This window comes from Chelativorans sp. AA-79, assembly GCF_029457495.1.
GTDB lineage: Bacteria > Pseudomonadota > Alphaproteobacteria > Rhizobiales > Rhizobiaceae > Chelativorans.
Genome location: NZ_CP120361.1, coordinates 2,805,773 through 2,820,531, shown reverse-complemented (window position 1 = coordinate 2,820,531; position 14,759 = coordinate 2,805,773). Strand labels below are relative to the sequence as shown.

Here is a 14,759-nt window from a genome sequence, read left to right as displayed (position 1 = left end):
TCTTGTGACGTGGTAGGAGAACACATATGGCGACCGGGAACAACCTGAACCGGCAGCACGGGTCTGGAGGTCATTGGGGACTTGGGCTGAGGCTGCGCCGGAACAATGGGAGGATCGAGGTTCCTTCGGTGGAAGTGGGCATCCAGGAGATGGTGCGCTTTGCAATCGATCACACCTTCTTCCTCAACATCGCGCTTCTCGCGCTCGGCGCCACGGTCCTGTGGCTGCATCTCCGCCGCGGAGGCGGCGAGCGGGAGGAGATGCTAAGGCGCTTCCGGACTGTAGTCCGGTGACAGGTCTCCACGCCTGAGTCGCCGGAGGGCATCATCCGCCTCCTCTTCGCCCAATCCGGCAAGCGGCAAGCCGTCGATCAGAATGACTTCGTCGCTGTCCTCGTCATAGACCTCCCAGAGCCCATCCTCTCCCTGCCGTTTGTCGAATGCGCCGGCCATCGGGCATGCCTCCTCGCTTCGCCTGCTGATCGCGCCTCCGCAGCTTCGGCGCACGCACGCAGCACTCCAACCACAGGTCACGCATATGGTTCCTGTGGCGGCGTGTTGCGGATGAGAACGGCAGTAGCAGCGATCGCGACCTAGCGAAAGCACGCCCCGGCGGGACCGAGGCGCGCTGGCAGTCGCCATTGCTCAGACGGCGGCGGCGCCGGGGATTGGGCGCGGCGCAGGCTCCTTGGCGTAGATGATCACGGCGAACAGCACGACGCCCAGGAGGATCACCAAAGAAGAGACCGCCGTGAAGAGCTCAAAGGCGGGATATCCGAGATAGAGCATATAAAGGGACGGCACCATCACAACGACGCCAACCGTATAGATCCAGTACTGGGCGGTCGCCAGCCTTCCCTGTGCCTTGGCGGGATTCAGGGCATAGTAACCGCCGAAGATCGCCATGGTGACCCACCCGAGAAGATTGCTGTGCGCGTGCGGTCCGATCACGTTGTGGTTTCCGGACATCGCCATCTGCAGTCCCATCGCGATGCCGATGAGCAGAAAAACGATGGCGGCCTTGAAGTAGAGACTTGCTAACTGTGGCATTGTAACGCCTCCCTTGTTCCCCTCATTTGAGGTGCTGCAAGTATACATCCGGCAGAAACTTCCAGGAAGCGTCTATTTCGTCGTCGGCCGCCGCTCTCAATCGACTTTGGCTGGCCGGCCACCTGGGTGCAGCAGCCAGGCTCGCTGCCGCACGCTCCTTCTGCCGCCGGGCACCATAACAGAATGTGACATATTGTTACCCGCAAAGCGCCTATCGGGATGAAGCGCGCGCCGGGATGGCCTAGCCAATACGGATGATCCTATGTATCACTTATTTTTGCCAGCTTACGGCCACAGTCGATTCAGATCGTAATAACGATTTCCTGTGCATGAGAGCAATCCGGTGAGGGTGCACCGTGCGCAGTCTGGGGGCCGCATTTGAGTGAACGCATTTGGGGAAAAGACCGGGTGATTGCCAAGCGACCGGGGGCCAGGAAAAATCCGAAGACAACTGTAGCTTTCGCCGGTGTCGCCGCGCTTTCCGTGCTGTTGGCCGGGTGCGGCGAGACGGTCCAAAGCGCTTCCGTCAAGTCGACCAAGGAATATTTCGCAGAATCGGAATATGGCGTAAAGGCAAGTCCTCGCGTAGCTTACGGCGCCTCCGAGCTGCCGCGCGGCGGCGGTCGCTATCAGGTTGGCAAGCCCTATCAGATCAAGGGGCGCTGGTATCGTCCGAAGGAAGATCCGGACTATGTCGCCGAAGGGAAGGCTTCCTGGTATGGCGATGCTTTCCACGGTCGGCTTACTGCCAACGGTGAAGTCTACGACATGACGCATCTGTCGGCCGCGCACCCGACGATGCCGCTGCCGAGCTACGCCCGCGTGACGAACGTGAACAACGGCAGCTCCGTGGTCGTGCGCGTCAACGACCGCGGCCCTTTCGCGAAGGATCGCGTTATCGATCTTTCCAAGCGGGCGGCCGAACTGCTCGACTACAAGCACGCTGGTGTAGCGCGCGTGCGGGTGGAATATGTCGGCCCGGCCCCGCTCAACGGCCGCGATGACGAGTATCTGATGGCGTCATACCAGCCCGGTGGGATGCCCGATCCCTCGGACGGTCTGCCAACGGGTGTGATGGTCGCGATGGCCGGCCCAACGCCGACCCAGCCCGTCCCGAGTGCTGCTGTCGCCTTCGCCAGCCAGCCTGACCTGACGGAAAGCGCCGCCACGGTTGCGCTGCCGCAAGTTGGGCCGCTGGTGCCGGATCGCCCGGATGTGATCCCTACGATCATACAGACGGCAGAGATCGCGGCGCTGTCCTATGCCGACCAGCGCGTCAGTGCGGCCTCGCGGGTTTTCGACGCAGTGGTCGATCCCGGTCTGGACGCGCAGGCGGTGCAGGACTGGTGGGCCGGCCGCAGCGCAAGCGCGGGGCAGCCAGCAGAGGGGTCGTTCGTCAATCTCGGCGCCTGGACGTCGCGCGAGGACGCCGAGCGCATCATGCATTCCCTCTCGGGTCTCGGCCGGCTGGTGATCGAGCCCGCACGGAGTCCTGACGGACAGGTCTTTGTCCTGTCGCTCGTGCCCGACGGGCATGCCGGGTTGGACGAGGTCTTGCAAGCTGCCTGGGCTGCAGGCGCGACCGACGCTTTCGCCGTTCGCGACTGATTCCGAAAAATCGCACCGGTTCTGCACCGGACGGGCTTGATCAGCCGGTCCGGCATCTTCATTCTGGATGAAGGGCAGGAGGGAGTTTCGTGTCTCGGCTCATCACCGCTTTCATCGCACTTGCCATTGCGCTCGGGCCGGCTTCTCATGCGTGGACGCAGGGCTTGGAAACCAAGGCCGCCCAAGCTTTCGTGATCGACGCGGGCACCGGCACGGTTCTCCTTTCCAAGAACCCGGATGAGTTCATGCCGCCGGCCTCCCTGGCGAAACTCATGACGGTCGAGCTCGTCTTCCATGCGCTTGAAAGCGGCAGGCTGTTTCCCGAGGAAGAGTTTCCGGTGAGTGTGCATGCATGGCGAACCGGCGGAGCGCCGTCAGGCACGGCGACGATGTTCGCGGCCGTGAAGTCGTCCGTCCCCGTCGGGGCGCTCATCCAGGGCATAACCGTCCATCAGGCCAATGATGCCTGCATCATCATCGCCGAGGCAATGGCTGGCTCGGAAGAGAATTTCGCCCGGTTGATGACGGAGCGAGCCCGCACGATCGGACTCCAGAAATCCACCTTCGTCAACCCGACAGGGCTGCCGGCTGACGGACAGCAGGTCACGCCGCGCGAGATGGCGCTGCTTGCGCAGCATCTCCTGCGGGAATACCCCGGATATTACCATTATTTCTCTCAGCCCGATTTCGAGTGGAACCGGATAAACCAGCGCAACCGTCTCCTGCGGCTCGAGACGGGCGCGGATGGCCTCGGCCTCGGTTTCACGGAGGGAACGGGCTATTCCATCATCGCCTCGGCCGCACGCGACGGAAGGCGTCTCGTCGCGGTTCTGACCGGCATTCCGACAGAGAAGGAGCGCGTGGAGGAAACCCGCAAGGTGCTGGATTGGGGCTTCGATGCCTTTCGGAAGCGCCGGCTCTTTACCGAAGGCGAGGTGATCGGAGAGGCGAGCGTTTATGGCGGCGCTAAAGGCAGCGTGGCGCTCCGCGCAAACGGTCCGGTTTCCGCTCTCTTGCCGTCGCGCGATTCGGAGAGCTACTCCGCGCGCATCGTCTACGACGGTCCCATTCCTGCTCCAGTGGAGCAGGGCACGCCCGTCGGCAAGCTGCAGATCTGGATCGGCGACATGCTGAGCCAGGAAACCGAGCTCCATGCGGCGGAGACCGTCCCGCGCGGTACGCTCCGCCAAAGGGCGTTCGGTGCGGTCGAAGAGCTTCTCGTGGGCTGGACGCGTTAGCACCTGACCGGTTCGCAGGTTGCGATCCTGCTTCCTCTTGGCATTGGACCTTCGCCGCTTCGCCGACTATGAAGGACGCGCCGGAAGCGGAACGAAAACGAGGAAACGGTGCCCCGGGGGTTTTTCATCACGTTCGAAGGAGGTGAGGGCGCGGGGAAGTCGACCCAGATACGTCTCCTGGCCGAGCACCTACGCGCCGAAGGTCGTGAAGTCGTGACCACACGCGAACCCGGCGGTTCGCCGGGGGCGGAGGCGATCCGCCATGTCCTCCTTTCCGGTGCCGCCGAGCCCTTCGGGCCGACGCTTGAAGCTCTCCTCTTCGCCGCCGCGCGGTCTGACCATGTCGAGCAGGTGATCCGGCCGGCGATGGACCGCGGCGCCATCGTCCTCTGCGACCGGTTCGTCGATTCCTCGCGCGTCTACCAGGGCGTGACCGGAGGCCTGGAGCCCGACTTCATGGCCGCGCTGGAGCGCGTGACGGTCAACGGCGTCATGCCCGACCTTACCATCATGCTCGACATCGATCCCGAGGAAGGCCTTCGCCGAGCCGCGGAGAGGCGCGGGGAGGAAACCGCGGACCGCTTTGAAAAGGAGACGCTGGACATCCATCGGCGACGGCGCGAAGCATTCCTGGAGATCGCTGCCAGTGAACCCCGGCGCTGCATTGTCATTGACGCGTCTTCTGCCGCCGAGGAGGTTGCGGGTCAGATCGCCGAGGCCGTTTCGCAGGTCACATCACGCGCCATGGCCGGTGATTCAGAGGAGGCGGATAATGTTTGAGCGCCGCGCACCCGAACAGCACGACACGCTGCCGGACATTCCGGAACCGGCGGAAAATCCGCTCCTGCTCGGCCATGAAGCCGCGCGCGCCATGCTGGTGGGCGCCTATCGCGCAGGCAAGCTGCATCACGCTCTCCTGTTTACGGGCCGGCAAGGAATTGGAAAGGCGACGCTTGCCTTTCACCTGGCGCATCATCTCTTCAGCCATCCGGACCACCGCATTGCTCCGGGCGAGATTTCCCGGATCGACCCGCGCTCCCAGGCCTTCCGGCTCGTCGCGCAGGGCGCCCATCCCGGCCTCCTTCACCTCACGCGGCCATTCGTGGAGCGCGACAAGAAATTCAAGACGGTGATCACAGTGGACGAGATCCGGCGGGTTAGCCGGTTCCTTTCCCTTACGCCGCCTGACGGCGGCTACCGAATCATCATTGTCGACCCGGCGGACGACATGAACACCAGTGCCGCGAACGCACTGCTGAAGAACCTGGAGGAGCCACCGCCGCGTACGCTCTTCGTCCTCATAGCGCACTCGCTCGGCCGGCTCCTGCCGACAATCCGATCGCGCTGCCAGGTCTTCAAGCTCGATCCCCTCTCTCCCGATCTGCTGCAAGACCTGCTTTCGAGCCTCGGCGCCACATTGCCGGACGGGGCCGAGGAACGACGGCTGCTCGTGCAGCGCGCCGCAGGAAGCGCGCGCGATGCAATCTTGCTCACTGAATTCGGCGGGCTCGAGATCGAGCAGGTGGTGGAGCGGATCCTTTCCCAGCAGCGCTTCGATGTCACGGAAGCCTACAAGCTCGCCGAAGCCGTCACCGGGCGGGAACGGCACGTCCAGTTCAGTCTCTTCAACCGCGCCATTCTCGACCGGGTGGCGGATGCGGCATCAAACGCTGCGGCGGTGGGCGCTATGGCGCGCGCGCAGCGGTTCGCCTCTCTTTGGGAGGAAGTGGCCGAGACGACGCGCCAGACGGAAATCTACAATCTCGACCGCAAACAGCACGTCACCGGAATGCTGGACCGGTTGCACGGAGCCATGCAGAAGCAGGCGGCTGGCTAGGCGCTTCCAAGCATGGCATTCCCCGCCATGATGCGCTATCTGGGCGCAAGCCAAGTATCGACCTTTTGAGCATTCTCCTGATGACACGCGAGACCTTCTACATCACCACGCCGATTTTCTATCCGAACGGCAAGCCGCACATCGGCCACGCCTACACGGTGATCTCCACCGACGCGCTGGCTCGCTTCCAGCGACTCGACGGGAAGGACGTGTTCTTCCTGTCCGGCACGGACGAACATGGCCTGAAGATGCAGCAGACGGCGGACCAGGAAGGTGTTGCGCCGAAGACGCTGGCCGACCGGAACTCCGCTGTTTTCCGGGCGATGATCGAGACCGTGGGCGGCTCCAACGACGAGTTCATCCGCACCACCGAAGAGCGCCATTACAAGGCGTGTCAGGCGATCTGGGAGCGCATGGCGGCCAATGGCGATATCTATCTCGACCGCTACGGCGGCTGGTATTCCGTGCGGCAGGAAGCCTATTTCGACGAGAAGGAGACCACGGTCGGCGAGGACGGCGTGCGCCGCGAGCCACTGGGCTCTCCTGTCGAATGGAACGAGGAGGAATCCTATTTCTTCCGGCTTTCGGCCTATCAGGACAAGCTTCTCGCCTATTACGAGGAAAACCCGGACTTTATCGCACCGGCGGAGCGGCGCAACGAGGTGATCAGCTTCGTCAAGTCCGGGCTCAGGGATCTTTCGATCTCACGCACCACCTTCAACTGGGGCGTGCCGGTGCCGGGCGACGAGAAGCACGTGATGTATGTGTGGGTGGACGCGCTCACCAACTACATCACCGCCGCCGGCTATCCGGATACGGGCGCGGAGAAGTGGCGCTTCTGGCCTGCGGTCCACGTCATCGGCAAGGACATCGTGCGCTTTCACGCGGTCTACTGGCCGGCTTTCCTCATGTCCGCCGGCATCGAGCTGCCGAAGCGGATCTTCGCGCACGGCTTCCTCTTCAACCGCGGGGAGAAGATGTCGAAGTCGGTCGGCAACGTCGTCGATCCCTTCACGATGGTCGATCATTACGGGCTCGATGCGGTGCGCTATTTCTTCCTGCGCGAGGTCCCCTTCGGACAGGACGGCAGCTATAGCCACGAGGCGATCGTCAACCGCATCAATGCCGACCTTGCCAATGATCTCGGCAATCTTGCGCAGCGTTCGCTGTCGATGATCGCCAAGAACTGCGACGGGAAGGTGCCCGCGCGGGGTGAATTCTCGGCCGCGGACAAGGTTATTCTAGACCAGGCGGAGGCAGCGCTTGCCGCGAGCCGCACGGCGATGGGGCGCCAGGCGATCCACTCCGCACTCGCGGCGGTGTTCGAGGTGGTGGCGGAGGCAAACCGCTATTTCGCGGGCGAGGCCCCATGGGCCCTGCGCAAGACGGATCCGTCGCGCATGGAGACGGTGCTTTTCACCACCGCCGAAGTGCTGCGGCGTGTGGGCATTCTTTGCCAGCCCTATATTCCGGGCTCGGCGGAAAAGCTGCTCGACCTCCTGGCCGTGCCGGCGGACCGCCGCCGCTTCGACGATATCGGCGAGGCCATGCTCGTATCCGGGACGCCGCTGCCAGCGCCTCAGCCCGTCTTCCCGCGCTATGTGGAACAGGAAGGGCAGGGGGCCTGAATGCTGGTCGACAGCCATTGCCATCTCGATTTCCCGGATTTCGAGGAAGAGCGCGATGACATTCTCGCCCGCGCCGGTGCGGCCGGCGTAGGGCTGATGGTGACGATCTCAACCCGTGTCGCCCGGTTCGATTCAATTCGCGCGATCGCGGAGAGGTACGCAAATGTCTTCTGCACGGTCGGCACGCATCCGCACAATGCCGCCGAAGAGCACGGCGTCACAGCCGACGAACTGATATCAATCGCCGGTCACCCGAAGGTCGTGGGGATCGGCGAGGCCGGTCTCGACTATTTCTACGACAACTCGCCGCGCGAGATGCAGGCACAGGGATTCCGCACGCATATCGATGCGGCGCGCCGCACGGGCCTGCCGCTCGTCATCCACGCGCGGGATGCGGATGACGACGTGGCGGCCATCCTGCGCGAGGAGACGGAGAAGGGAAGCTTTCCTTTCATCCTCCATTGCTTCTCCTCGGGACTGGCGCTTGCGCGCGCCGGGGTCGAACTCGGCGGCTACATCTCCTTTTCGGGAATTCTGACGTTCAAGAGGTCGGACGCCCTGCGCGATGTCGCCGCCTTCGTGCCCCGTGACCGGTTGTTGGTCGAGACCGATGCACCTTATCTCGCGCCGATGCCCCACCGCGGAAAGCGCAACGAACCTGCCTTCGTGATGCATACTGCTGCGGTTCTGGCCGAGACGATCGGGCTTTCGCCCGAGGAGACGGCGGAACTCACCACGGACAATTTCTTCCGCCTTTTCACCAGGGTGCCACCCGAATTCCGGCATGGAGGCGCGTGAAGTGCGGGATCGAATCCGCCTCACCATCCTCGGCTGTGGCTCCTCACCGGGGGTGCCGCGCATCATCGGCGATTGGGGCGCCTGCGATCCGGACAATCCGAAGAACCGGCGCCTGCGTGCGGCCGCCCTCGTCGAGCGGGTCAAGCCCGACGGCAGGACGACTCGTGTCGCCATCGACACAGGGCCCGATTTCCGCCAGCAGATGATTGCCGCGCGCGCGACGAGCCTCGATGCGGTGGTCTATACCCATCCCCATGCGGACCACATCCACGGTATCGACGATCTGCGCAGCTATGTGCAGGCGCAGCGTCGTCTGATGGACATACACGCCGACGAGTACACGCTTGGGCGGTTGCGTGATGGGTTCGGCTACTGTTTCGAAACGCCGCCCGGCAGCAACTACCCGCCGATCGTCCTGCCCCATGTCATCAGGCACGACCGCGTCTTTTCCGTCACCGGGGAGGGCGGTCCGATCCCCTTCACGCCACTGCCGCAGATCCACGGCGACATCCGCTCGCTGGGCTTCCGCCTCGGCGACATTGCCTATTGCTCCGATGTGAGCGACTTTCCCACCGAGACCATACCGCTGCTGCAAGGCCTTGAGGTGCTGGTGCTCGATGCGTTGCAATACCGCCCGCATGCCAGCCACTTCTCGCTCGGCGAGGCGCTGGAATGGATCGAACGCCTCGCGCCCCGGCGCGCGGTGCTCACTCATATGCACACGCCGCTCGACTACGAGACGGTACGGCGCGAAACACCGGAGAACGTGGATCCCGCCTATGATGGCATGGTGGTTGAGGCAGAAATTGCAGGATAGTGAACTGTAGGGATTTTCATGTCGAAGAGCATTGAGCGCGTTACCGCTGCGGCTGCCGAGGCTGGCCTTCCGGTCGAGATCAAGCGCATGGGCGAGTCGACCCGAACGGCGGAAGAGGCGGCGCGTCAATGCGGCTGCGAGGTCGACCAGATCGTGAAGTCCCTGATCTTTGCAGGCAAGAGTTCCGGTCGATTGTACCTCTTTCTGGTCTCCGGCAGCAGCAAGCTCGATGTGAAGAAGGCCGGCGCGCTCGCTGGCGAGGAATTGGAGCGTGCCGACCCACGGCGCGTTCGCGAGGAGACTGGCTTTGCGATCGGAGGCGTTTCACCGCTCGGTCAGCCTGAAAGCGTAGAACGCTATGCGGACGAAACGCTGTTGCGCTTGGACCAGGTGTGGGCGGCCGCCGGTGCGCATGATGCCGTCTTCTCCGCCGAACCCAAGGCGCTGATCGCCGCGGCGCGCGCCCGTCTCGCCGATCTCGTGGTGTAGAGGCTTGTTGAAGCAGCGTCAGCGCGCCGCGAGGCGCATTTGAAATCGAAGGAACGGGGGCGACCAACCGAAATGCGAGCGCGGTCGAAGTTCAGGGTGTTGAGACGTTCCCGCGCATTGGTGGTCTCGCCCCGGCTGTGGAAACCGCGGCTCGTCTTCTGGCTCGGAGCACTCGCCACCGGCCTCATCAGCACCGGTTTCGCCTATCTGGCCGACGAGGCGCATCTGTTCTTCTTGGCTGCAACAGGCGCAGAAGGCTTGCGCCGTTTCCTGCCCCTCCTCGTCACACCTGCGGGATTCGCCTTGAGCGCCTGGCTGGCCTACCGGTTCTTCCCCGGCTCGGAGGGCAGCGGCATCCCGCAGGTCATCGCTGCCAGGCACCTGCGCGACGATAAGGAGCGTAGCCACTTCCTTTCGTTGCGCATGGTCTTCGGCAAGATAGCGCTCACGGTTCTCGGCCTCGCGAGCGGCGCTTCGATCGGTCGAGAGGGACCAACGGTGCAGGTCGGCGCATCGCTTATGCTGCAAGCGGCCCGCATCGGTGGCATGGCGCAGGCCCGCGGGCTGATCCTGGCCGGCTCCGCCGCGGGAATCGCGGCCGCCTTCAATACGCCGCTCGCCGGGATCGTGTTCGCCATCGAGGAGATGAGCCGCAGCTACCAGTCCCGGGTCAACGGACTGGTGCTGTCGGCCGTCATCATCGCCGGCCTCGCCTCGCTCGGCATTCTCGGCAATTACACCTATTTCGGGGTGACCTCCACGACTGCCGCATTCCCGCGGGACTGGCCCCTGGTGATCGCCTGCGGTATCCTGGGAGGGCTGCTCGGAGCCGGCTTCAGCGACCTGACGCTGCGCATCACCCGTCGCATCCGCCGCTGGCGTGCCCCCGACCCGAAACGGCGCACCATTCTGCTCGCGGCGGGTGCCGGCTTTGTCGTCGCCGTCGTTGGGATTCTCACCGGCGGGCTCACCTTTGGCACCGGCTATGAGCAAGCGCGCGGAGCGGTGGAAGGCGGCGAACTGCCCGTCTTCTATTTCGCGGCCAAGCTTCTCGCATCGCTTGCCTCCACCGTATCGGGCATTCCCGGAGGATTATTCGCCCCGTCGCTGTCCGTCGGTGCGGGGCTCGGGAGCACGATCGGCATGCTTTTCGGCGCGAGCACCGGGCTTGCGGCCGTGCTCGGCATGGCCGGCTATTTCGCCGGCGTCGTGCAGGCGCCGATGACGGCCTTCGTGATCATCCTCGAAATGACGGGAAACCACGCCAACGTGATCCCCCTGATGGCTGCATCCATGCTTGGATACGGCACGGCGCGGCTGATCACCCCGGAGCCGCTCTACCATGCGCTCTCGCGGCTGTTCATCGCCGATACGCTGCGCCGCCGGCGTGCACAGATGGCGACGGGCAACGCGCAGGGGCAGGCACAAGAAAGGCCGGCGGTCGAGCCGCCGGCCTCGGACGACCGGTGAGGCATGGACGCGGGCGACGGACCCGCGTCTTTTCTCGTCTCAGGCGAGATCGGCCCTTCTGACGCGGCTCACAAGGTCCAGCACCCGCTGTTGCGAGGCAAGGGCTTCGGCCGAGGCGGCCTCGAGCGCACGGATAAGATCAGCGCCCTCGTCATGATGGTCCGGGGCAGGGCCCGTTCCGGTGCCTGCGAGAAGCCAAGAAGGGCTTACGCCGAGCAGACCGGCCATGGTGACGAGTTTGTTCGCGCGCGGCGCGTCACGATCGCATTCCCAGGCCTTCCAGGTCTCCGTCTCCACGCCGAGGCGGCGGGCCGCTTCTTCCATGTTGAGCCCGACAGCATCACGCGCATGGTAGATCCGGCCGCCCAGCGTATCCTCTCCGGCATTGCTGCTTGCCGCTTCCGCGGCCTTGAGATGCTCCATTGATTCTTCCCAGTAAGCTGTTGATATTCTTCGGGGAGGGGAGGCGGTGCTGACCGCGCTCCCCCGTGGTCCTTTACTGCGCGGCGGCGCGAGCCGCCTCAAGCCAGGTGTTCACCTGATCGGCATGCGATTCGATCCATTCGTCGGCGTGCCGCTCGATGTCTTCGGGATCGCCTTCGCCGCTGTTCATCTTCGAATTTTGCGCGAAGATGTCGGCAACCGGGATCGAAACCTCTTCCAGCAATGCCTTCGCCGCCGGATTCTCCTCGAGGAATGCCGAGTTGGCCACCGGACGGATATCGTTGGCAGGGAAGCCGAGCCTGCAGGGATCGGCCACACAGCCTTCCACGCCGTCGAGCGTGGCGGCATCCTCGAGATCCTTCTGCGCTTCGGGAAGATCGACCCGCGGCACCTGGATCCACATCACATCTTCGCCCGGCTTGAGGACGTCGACGGTCCAGTTTGGAGTCCAGGTGTAGAAGAGGATCGGCTGGCCTTCGCCGTGGGCGGCGACCGCATCCGCCATGGAGGCGGAATAGCTTGCCTTGATCGGATTGATGACGTCGCGCAACTCATAGGCGTCGAGGTGGTGCTCGATCGTCACCTCGCATCCCCAGCCGGGAGGGCAGGCGACCAGATCGGCCTTCCCGTCGCCGTTGCGGTCGAACGCCTCGCGGACCTCGTCGCGCTTGAAATCGTCCAGCGTCTCGATCCCGAACTTCTCGACCGAGTTCTTGTCGACCAGATAACCTTCAAGCGCGCCGCCCTTGGCGACATAGCCGATCTTTTCCGCGCCCTGCGAGAAGGTGCTCTCATATGTATTGTGGAGCGGGAACCAGCCATTCACCCAGAGATCGAGATCGCCCTGGGCGACCGCCTGGTAGAAGGGCGGATTGTCGAGCGTCGTCGGACCCTCGACCGTATATCCCAGTTCCTCCAGCAGCTTCTTGTAGATCGCCGCATGAAACCAGCCCGTGTCCCAAGTCGCCCGCGCCATCCTGACATTGGTGCCTTCGCCGGGATTGTCCTGCGCGAACGCCCCGGCGGGAAGGGACAGCGCCAGCGCTGCCGAAATGGCGAGGGCTGAAATCATCGTTCTAGATCTATGCATGCAAATCTCCCTGATTTTGCTCGCCCCGCCATCGACGGAGCATCGATCATGCCCGTTGCCAGGCATTTGCTTACAGACCTTCAGGTGCGGCCCGCTCGTGATGGGCAGTTGCATCGCGCTGCGACGCAGAGCCGAAGAAGGATTTGATCGTGGTGGCGAGGGAGACGGTGTGAACCGATTTCTTCTCGCCGAGCGCTTGGCTGATGCGGTCGAGGATGATCGCCAGGAGCACGATGCCGACACCGCCGGCCGTCGCATTGCCCACATCGAGACGACCAAGGCCCGTGAATACGGTGAGCCCAAGCCCCCCGCCGCCGATGAGGGCCGCGATGACCACCATGGAGAGGGCGAGCATCAGGGTCTGGTTCAGCCCCGCCATGACGGTGCGCATGGCCAGCGGGAACTGCACCTCTACGAGCGCCTGCCATGGCGTCGCGCCGAAGGAGGTCGCGGCCTCGGTCAGATCGCTTCGCACATTGCGTATGCCGAGATTGGTCAGACGCACGATCGGAGGGAGGGCGAAGATGATGGTGGCGATGATGCCTGGCACCATTCCTACGCCGAACAGCATGACGATGGGCACGAGATAGACGAAAGACGGGATCGTCTGCATCACGTCCAAAACCGGTCTCTGCACCCTCTCATAGATGTCGCTGCGCGCCGCCGCCACGCCCAGCGGGACGCCGATGAGCACGCAGAAGAAGACGGCGGTCACCACCATGGCGAGCGTCGTCATCGTCTCGCTCCACAGGCCGATGAGATCGATGAAGAAGAGCGAAGCCAGGGTGAACAGGCCTACGCCGCGTCCGGCCGTACGCCACGCGACCAGCGAGAGGATGGCCGCGAACAGCAACATGGGCGTCGCGTTGAGCGCATAGGCCAGCCCGTCGAGCACTTGGACGACGGGCCACTGGATGGCGCGGAAGAACGGCCTGAAATTCGGCACGAGCCAATCCTTGACGAAAGAGTTCACCCAATCGTCGAAGGGGATGGACAGGAAATCGGAAGGGCTCACCCAGTCCATCATGCAGCCCCCGCCGCCAGCTTCGCGAACACCGCCTGTGGCGGTACGACCCCTGTGAAGCGCCCCTTGGCATCACGAAGGGCGATGGGAAGGCCCTTCTGCGCCATGGGATAGAGATCGCTGAGATGGACGTCGGGCGATGCGGAGGGGAAATCCTCAACGATCAGATCGCGAAGGCTGCCATTCCCGACGCGCGCAGCCCCCACCGCATCGCGATAGGTGAGAATGCCGGCGATCCTGCCACCCTGCGTCACATAGAGCGCGTCGAGGCCAAGCTCCTCCATGCGGCGCGCCGCCTCTTCGGCCCCTGTCCCGAGATCCACCGCATGCGGTTCCACGGCCACGCTGCCGGCGCGGAAGACGCGGGAGCGATCGACATCGGCGGTGAAGGCGGCCACGTAGTCGTCGGCCGGCGAGCCGACGATCTCCTCCGCCGTGCCCACTTGGACGAACCTGCCATTGTGCATGATGGCGATGCGATTGCCGAGGATCAGCGCCTCGTGCAGGTCGTGCGTGATGAAGACGATCGTCTTCTTGAGCGAGCGCTGCAGTTCCAGGAGTTCGGTCTGCATGTCGCGCCGGATCAGCGGATCGAGCGCGCCGAAGGGCTCGTCCATGAGCAGGATTTCCGGATCGGCGGCAAGTCCTCGGGCAAGGCCCACGCGTTGCTGCATACCTCCCGAAAGCTCCTCCGGGTAGCTGTCGGCGCGGTTGGCCAGGCCCACCTGGTCCAGCACCGCCAGGGCCCGCTCGCGGCGCTCTGCCACCGGGACACCCTTGATCTTGAGACCGAAGGCCACGTTCTCTGCCACCGTCTTGTGCGGGAACAGCGCGAAATGCTGAAACACCATCGCGACCTTGTCGCGCCGAACGGAGCGAAGTTCCTCGTCGTTGCAAGCGGCGACGTTGGTGCCGTCTACGAGTATTTCTCCAGCGCTAGGCTTGATCAGCCCGTTGATCATCCTGACGAGCGTGGATTTTCCCGACCCTGAAAGTCCCATGACGACGAAGATATCGCCCTCGGAAACTTCAAAATTTACATTTTCGACGCCAACGACCTGGCCTGTCTTGGCATAGATCTCATCTTTGTCGGCGCCATCTTCGAGAAGAGCCAGAGCTTCCTCGGGAGCGCGGCCGAAAATCTTGTACAAGGATGAGCACGTTATCTTCGAAGTCATTGGTTCGATGGTTCTAAACCCCTAAGCCTCTTGAATAAGACGCGCCTAGCAAGAGGAAGCCTCAATCGACGCACAAGCGCGTATTGCCC

The 14,759-nt window shown here is 63.7% G+C and carries 16 protein-coding genes; 10 read left to right on the top strand and 6 right to left on the bottom strand.

Annotated features, from left to right (window positions below; genetic code table 11):
- The first annotated feature begins 26 nt into the window (after positions 1-26).
- Positions 27-293, top strand: coding sequence for a hypothetical protein (locus PVE73_RS13695; RefSeq protein WP_277362783.1), 267 nt, complete (start codon positions 27-29; stop codon positions 291-293).
- Here the strand turns inward: PVE73_RS13695 and PVE73_RS13690 are convergent.
- Positions 264-452 carry a hypothetical protein gene (locus PVE73_RS13690; RefSeq protein ID WP_277362782.1) on the bottom strand — a complete coding sequence of 63 codons (189 nt, stop codon included), beginning with the start codon at positions 450-452 and terminating at the stop codon, positions 264-266. The genes PVE73_RS13695 and PVE73_RS13690 overlap by 30 nt on opposite strands.
- A gap of 192 nt (positions 453-644) precedes the next feature.
- Positions 645-1,049: a hypothetical protein gene (locus tag PVE73_RS13685; RefSeq protein ID WP_277362781.1), complete on the bottom strand. Its 405-nt coding sequence runs from the start codon at positions 1,047-1,049 to the stop codon at positions 645-647.
- Positions 1,050-1,457: 408 nt separating this feature from the next.
- On the opposite strand from PVE73_RS13685, the gene PVE73_RS13680 reads away from it, so the two are divergent.
- The 9 genes from PVE73_RS13680 (at position 1,458) to PVE73_RS13640 (ending at position 10,934) form a co-directional block, all read left to right on the top strand.
- Positions 1,458-2,657: a septal ring lytic transglycosylase RlpA family protein gene (locus tag PVE73_RS13680; RefSeq protein WP_277362780.1), complete on the top strand. Its 1,200-nt coding sequence runs from the start codon at positions 1,458-1,460 to the stop codon at positions 2,655-2,657.
- Between the two features lie 113 nt (positions 2,658-2,770).
- Positions 2,771-3,895 (top strand): D-alanyl-D-alanine carboxypeptidase family protein, encoded by a 1,125-nt coding sequence (locus PVE73_RS13675; protein WP_277367455.1) that lies wholly within the window; start codon positions 2,771-2,773, stop codon positions 3,893-3,895.
- Between the two features lie 108 nt (positions 3,896-4,003).
- Positions 4,004-4,675, top strand: coding sequence for a dTMP kinase (tmk, locus tag PVE73_RS13670; protein ID WP_277362779.1), 672 nt, complete (start codon positions 4,004-4,006; stop codon positions 4,673-4,675).
- Entirely contained in the window at positions 4,668-5,732 is a 1,065-nt protein-coding gene (locus PVE73_RS13665) for a DNA polymerase III subunit delta' (protein WP_277362778.1), read from the top strand. Before tmk ends, PVE73_RS13665 begins: the two co-directional genes overlap by 8 nt.
- 80 nt (positions 5,733-5,812) lie before the next feature.
- The gene (gene metG, locus PVE73_RS13660) at positions 5,813-7,360 is read left to right on the top strand and encodes a methionine--tRNA ligase (RefSeq protein WP_277362777.1); all 1,548 of its coding nucleotides are present in this window, start codon (positions 5,813-5,815) and stop codon (positions 7,358-7,360) included.
- The gene (locus tag PVE73_RS13655) at positions 7,361-8,158 is read left to right on the top strand and encodes a TatD family hydrolase (protein WP_277362776.1); all 798 of its coding nucleotides are present in this window, start codon (positions 7,361-7,363) and stop codon (positions 8,156-8,158) included. It begins immediately after the preceding gene.
- Between the two features lies 1 nt (position 8,159).
- Entirely contained in the window at positions 8,160-8,975 is an 816-nt protein-coding gene (locus tag PVE73_RS13650) for an MBL fold metallo-hydrolase (protein ID WP_277362775.1), read from the top strand.
- Positions 8,976-8,993: 18 nt separating this feature from the next.
- Positions 8,994-9,464, top strand: coding sequence for a YbaK/EbsC family protein (locus PVE73_RS13645; RefSeq protein WP_277362774.1), 471 nt, complete (start codon positions 8,994-8,996; stop codon positions 9,462-9,464).
- 72 nt (positions 9,465-9,536) lie between these two features.
- Positions 9,537-10,934, top strand: coding sequence for a chloride channel protein (locus tag PVE73_RS13640; RefSeq protein WP_277362773.1), 1,398 nt, complete (start codon positions 9,537-9,539; stop codon positions 10,932-10,934).
- A 39-nt stretch (positions 10,935-10,973) separates the two neighbouring features.
- Here the strand turns inward: PVE73_RS13640 and PVE73_RS13635 are convergent, their stop codons facing one another.
- The 4 genes from PVE73_RS13635 to PVE73_RS13620 form a co-directional block, all read right to left on the bottom strand.
- Positions 10,974-11,357: a helix-turn-helix transcriptional regulator gene (locus PVE73_RS13635; RefSeq protein WP_277362772.1), complete on the bottom strand. Its 384-nt coding sequence runs from the start codon at positions 11,355-11,357 to the stop codon at positions 10,974-10,976.
- A gap of 73 nt (positions 11,358-11,430) precedes the next feature.
- Positions 11,431-12,468 (bottom strand): glycine betaine/L-proline ABC transporter substrate-binding protein ProX, encoded by a 1,038-nt coding sequence (gene proX / locus PVE73_RS13630; RefSeq protein WP_277362771.1) that lies wholly within the window; start codon positions 12,466-12,468, stop codon positions 11,431-11,433.
- Between the two features lie 70 nt (positions 12,469-12,538).
- Positions 12,539-13,495, bottom strand: a complete 957-nt coding sequence (locus PVE73_RS13625) for a proline/glycine betaine ABC transporter permease (RefSeq protein ID WP_277362770.1) — start codon at positions 13,493-13,495, stop codon at positions 12,539-12,541.
- On the bottom strand, positions 13,492-14,643 hold the full coding sequence (locus PVE73_RS13620) for a glycine betaine/L-proline ABC transporter ATP-binding protein (RefSeq protein ID WP_277362769.1): 1,152 nt from the start codon (positions 14,641-14,643) through the stop codon (positions 13,492-13,494). The genes PVE73_RS13625 and PVE73_RS13620 overlap by 4 nt, the downstream gene beginning before the upstream one ends.
- Positions 14,644-14,759 lie beyond the last annotated feature (116 nt).

Excerpts from the sequence above, each read along its gene's own strand:
- PVE73_RS13690 (WP_277362782.1), bottom strand. The coding sequence starts at position 452 with ATGGCCGGCGCATTCGACAAACGGCAGGGAGAGGATGGGCTCTGGGAG.
- PVE73_RS13685 (WP_277362781.1), bottom strand. The coding sequence starts at position 1,049 with ATGCCACAGTTAGCAAGTCTCTACTTCAAGGCCGCCATCGTTTTTCTG.
- PVE73_RS13695 (WP_277362783.1), top strand. The coding sequence starts at position 27 with ATGGCGACCGGGAACAACCTGAACCGGCAGCACGGGTCTGGAGGTCAT.
- PVE73_RS13645 (WP_277362774.1), top strand. The coding sequence starts at position 8,994 with ATGTCGAAGAGCATTGAGCGCGTTACCGCTGCGGCTGCCGAGGCTGGC.
- metG (WP_277362777.1), top strand. The coding sequence starts at position 5,813 with ATGACACGCGAGACCTTCTACATCACCACGCCGATTTTCTATCCGAAC.
- PVE73_RS13640 (WP_277362773.1), top strand. The coding sequence starts at position 9,537 with ATGCGAGCGCGGTCGAAGTTCAGGGTGTTGAGACGTTCCCGCGCATTG.
- PVE73_RS13655 (WP_277362776.1), top strand. The coding sequence starts at position 7,361 with ATGCTGGTCGACAGCCATTGCCATCTCGATTTCCCGGATTTCGAGGAA.
- PVE73_RS13665 (WP_277362778.1), top strand. The coding sequence starts at position 4,668 with ATGTTTGAGCGCCGCGCACCCGAACAGCACGACACGCTGCCGGACATT.
- PVE73_RS13625 (WP_277362770.1), bottom strand. The coding sequence starts at position 13,495 with ATGATGGACTGGGTGAGCCCTTCCGATTTCCTGTCCATCCCCTTCGAC.
- PVE73_RS13635 (WP_277362772.1), bottom strand. The coding sequence starts at position 11,357 with ATGGAGCATCTCAAGGCCGCGGAAGCGGCAAGCAGCAATGCCGGAGAG.
- proX (WP_277362771.1), bottom strand. The coding sequence starts at position 12,468 with ATGCATAGATCTAGAACGATGATTTCAGCCCTCGCCATTTCGGCAGCG.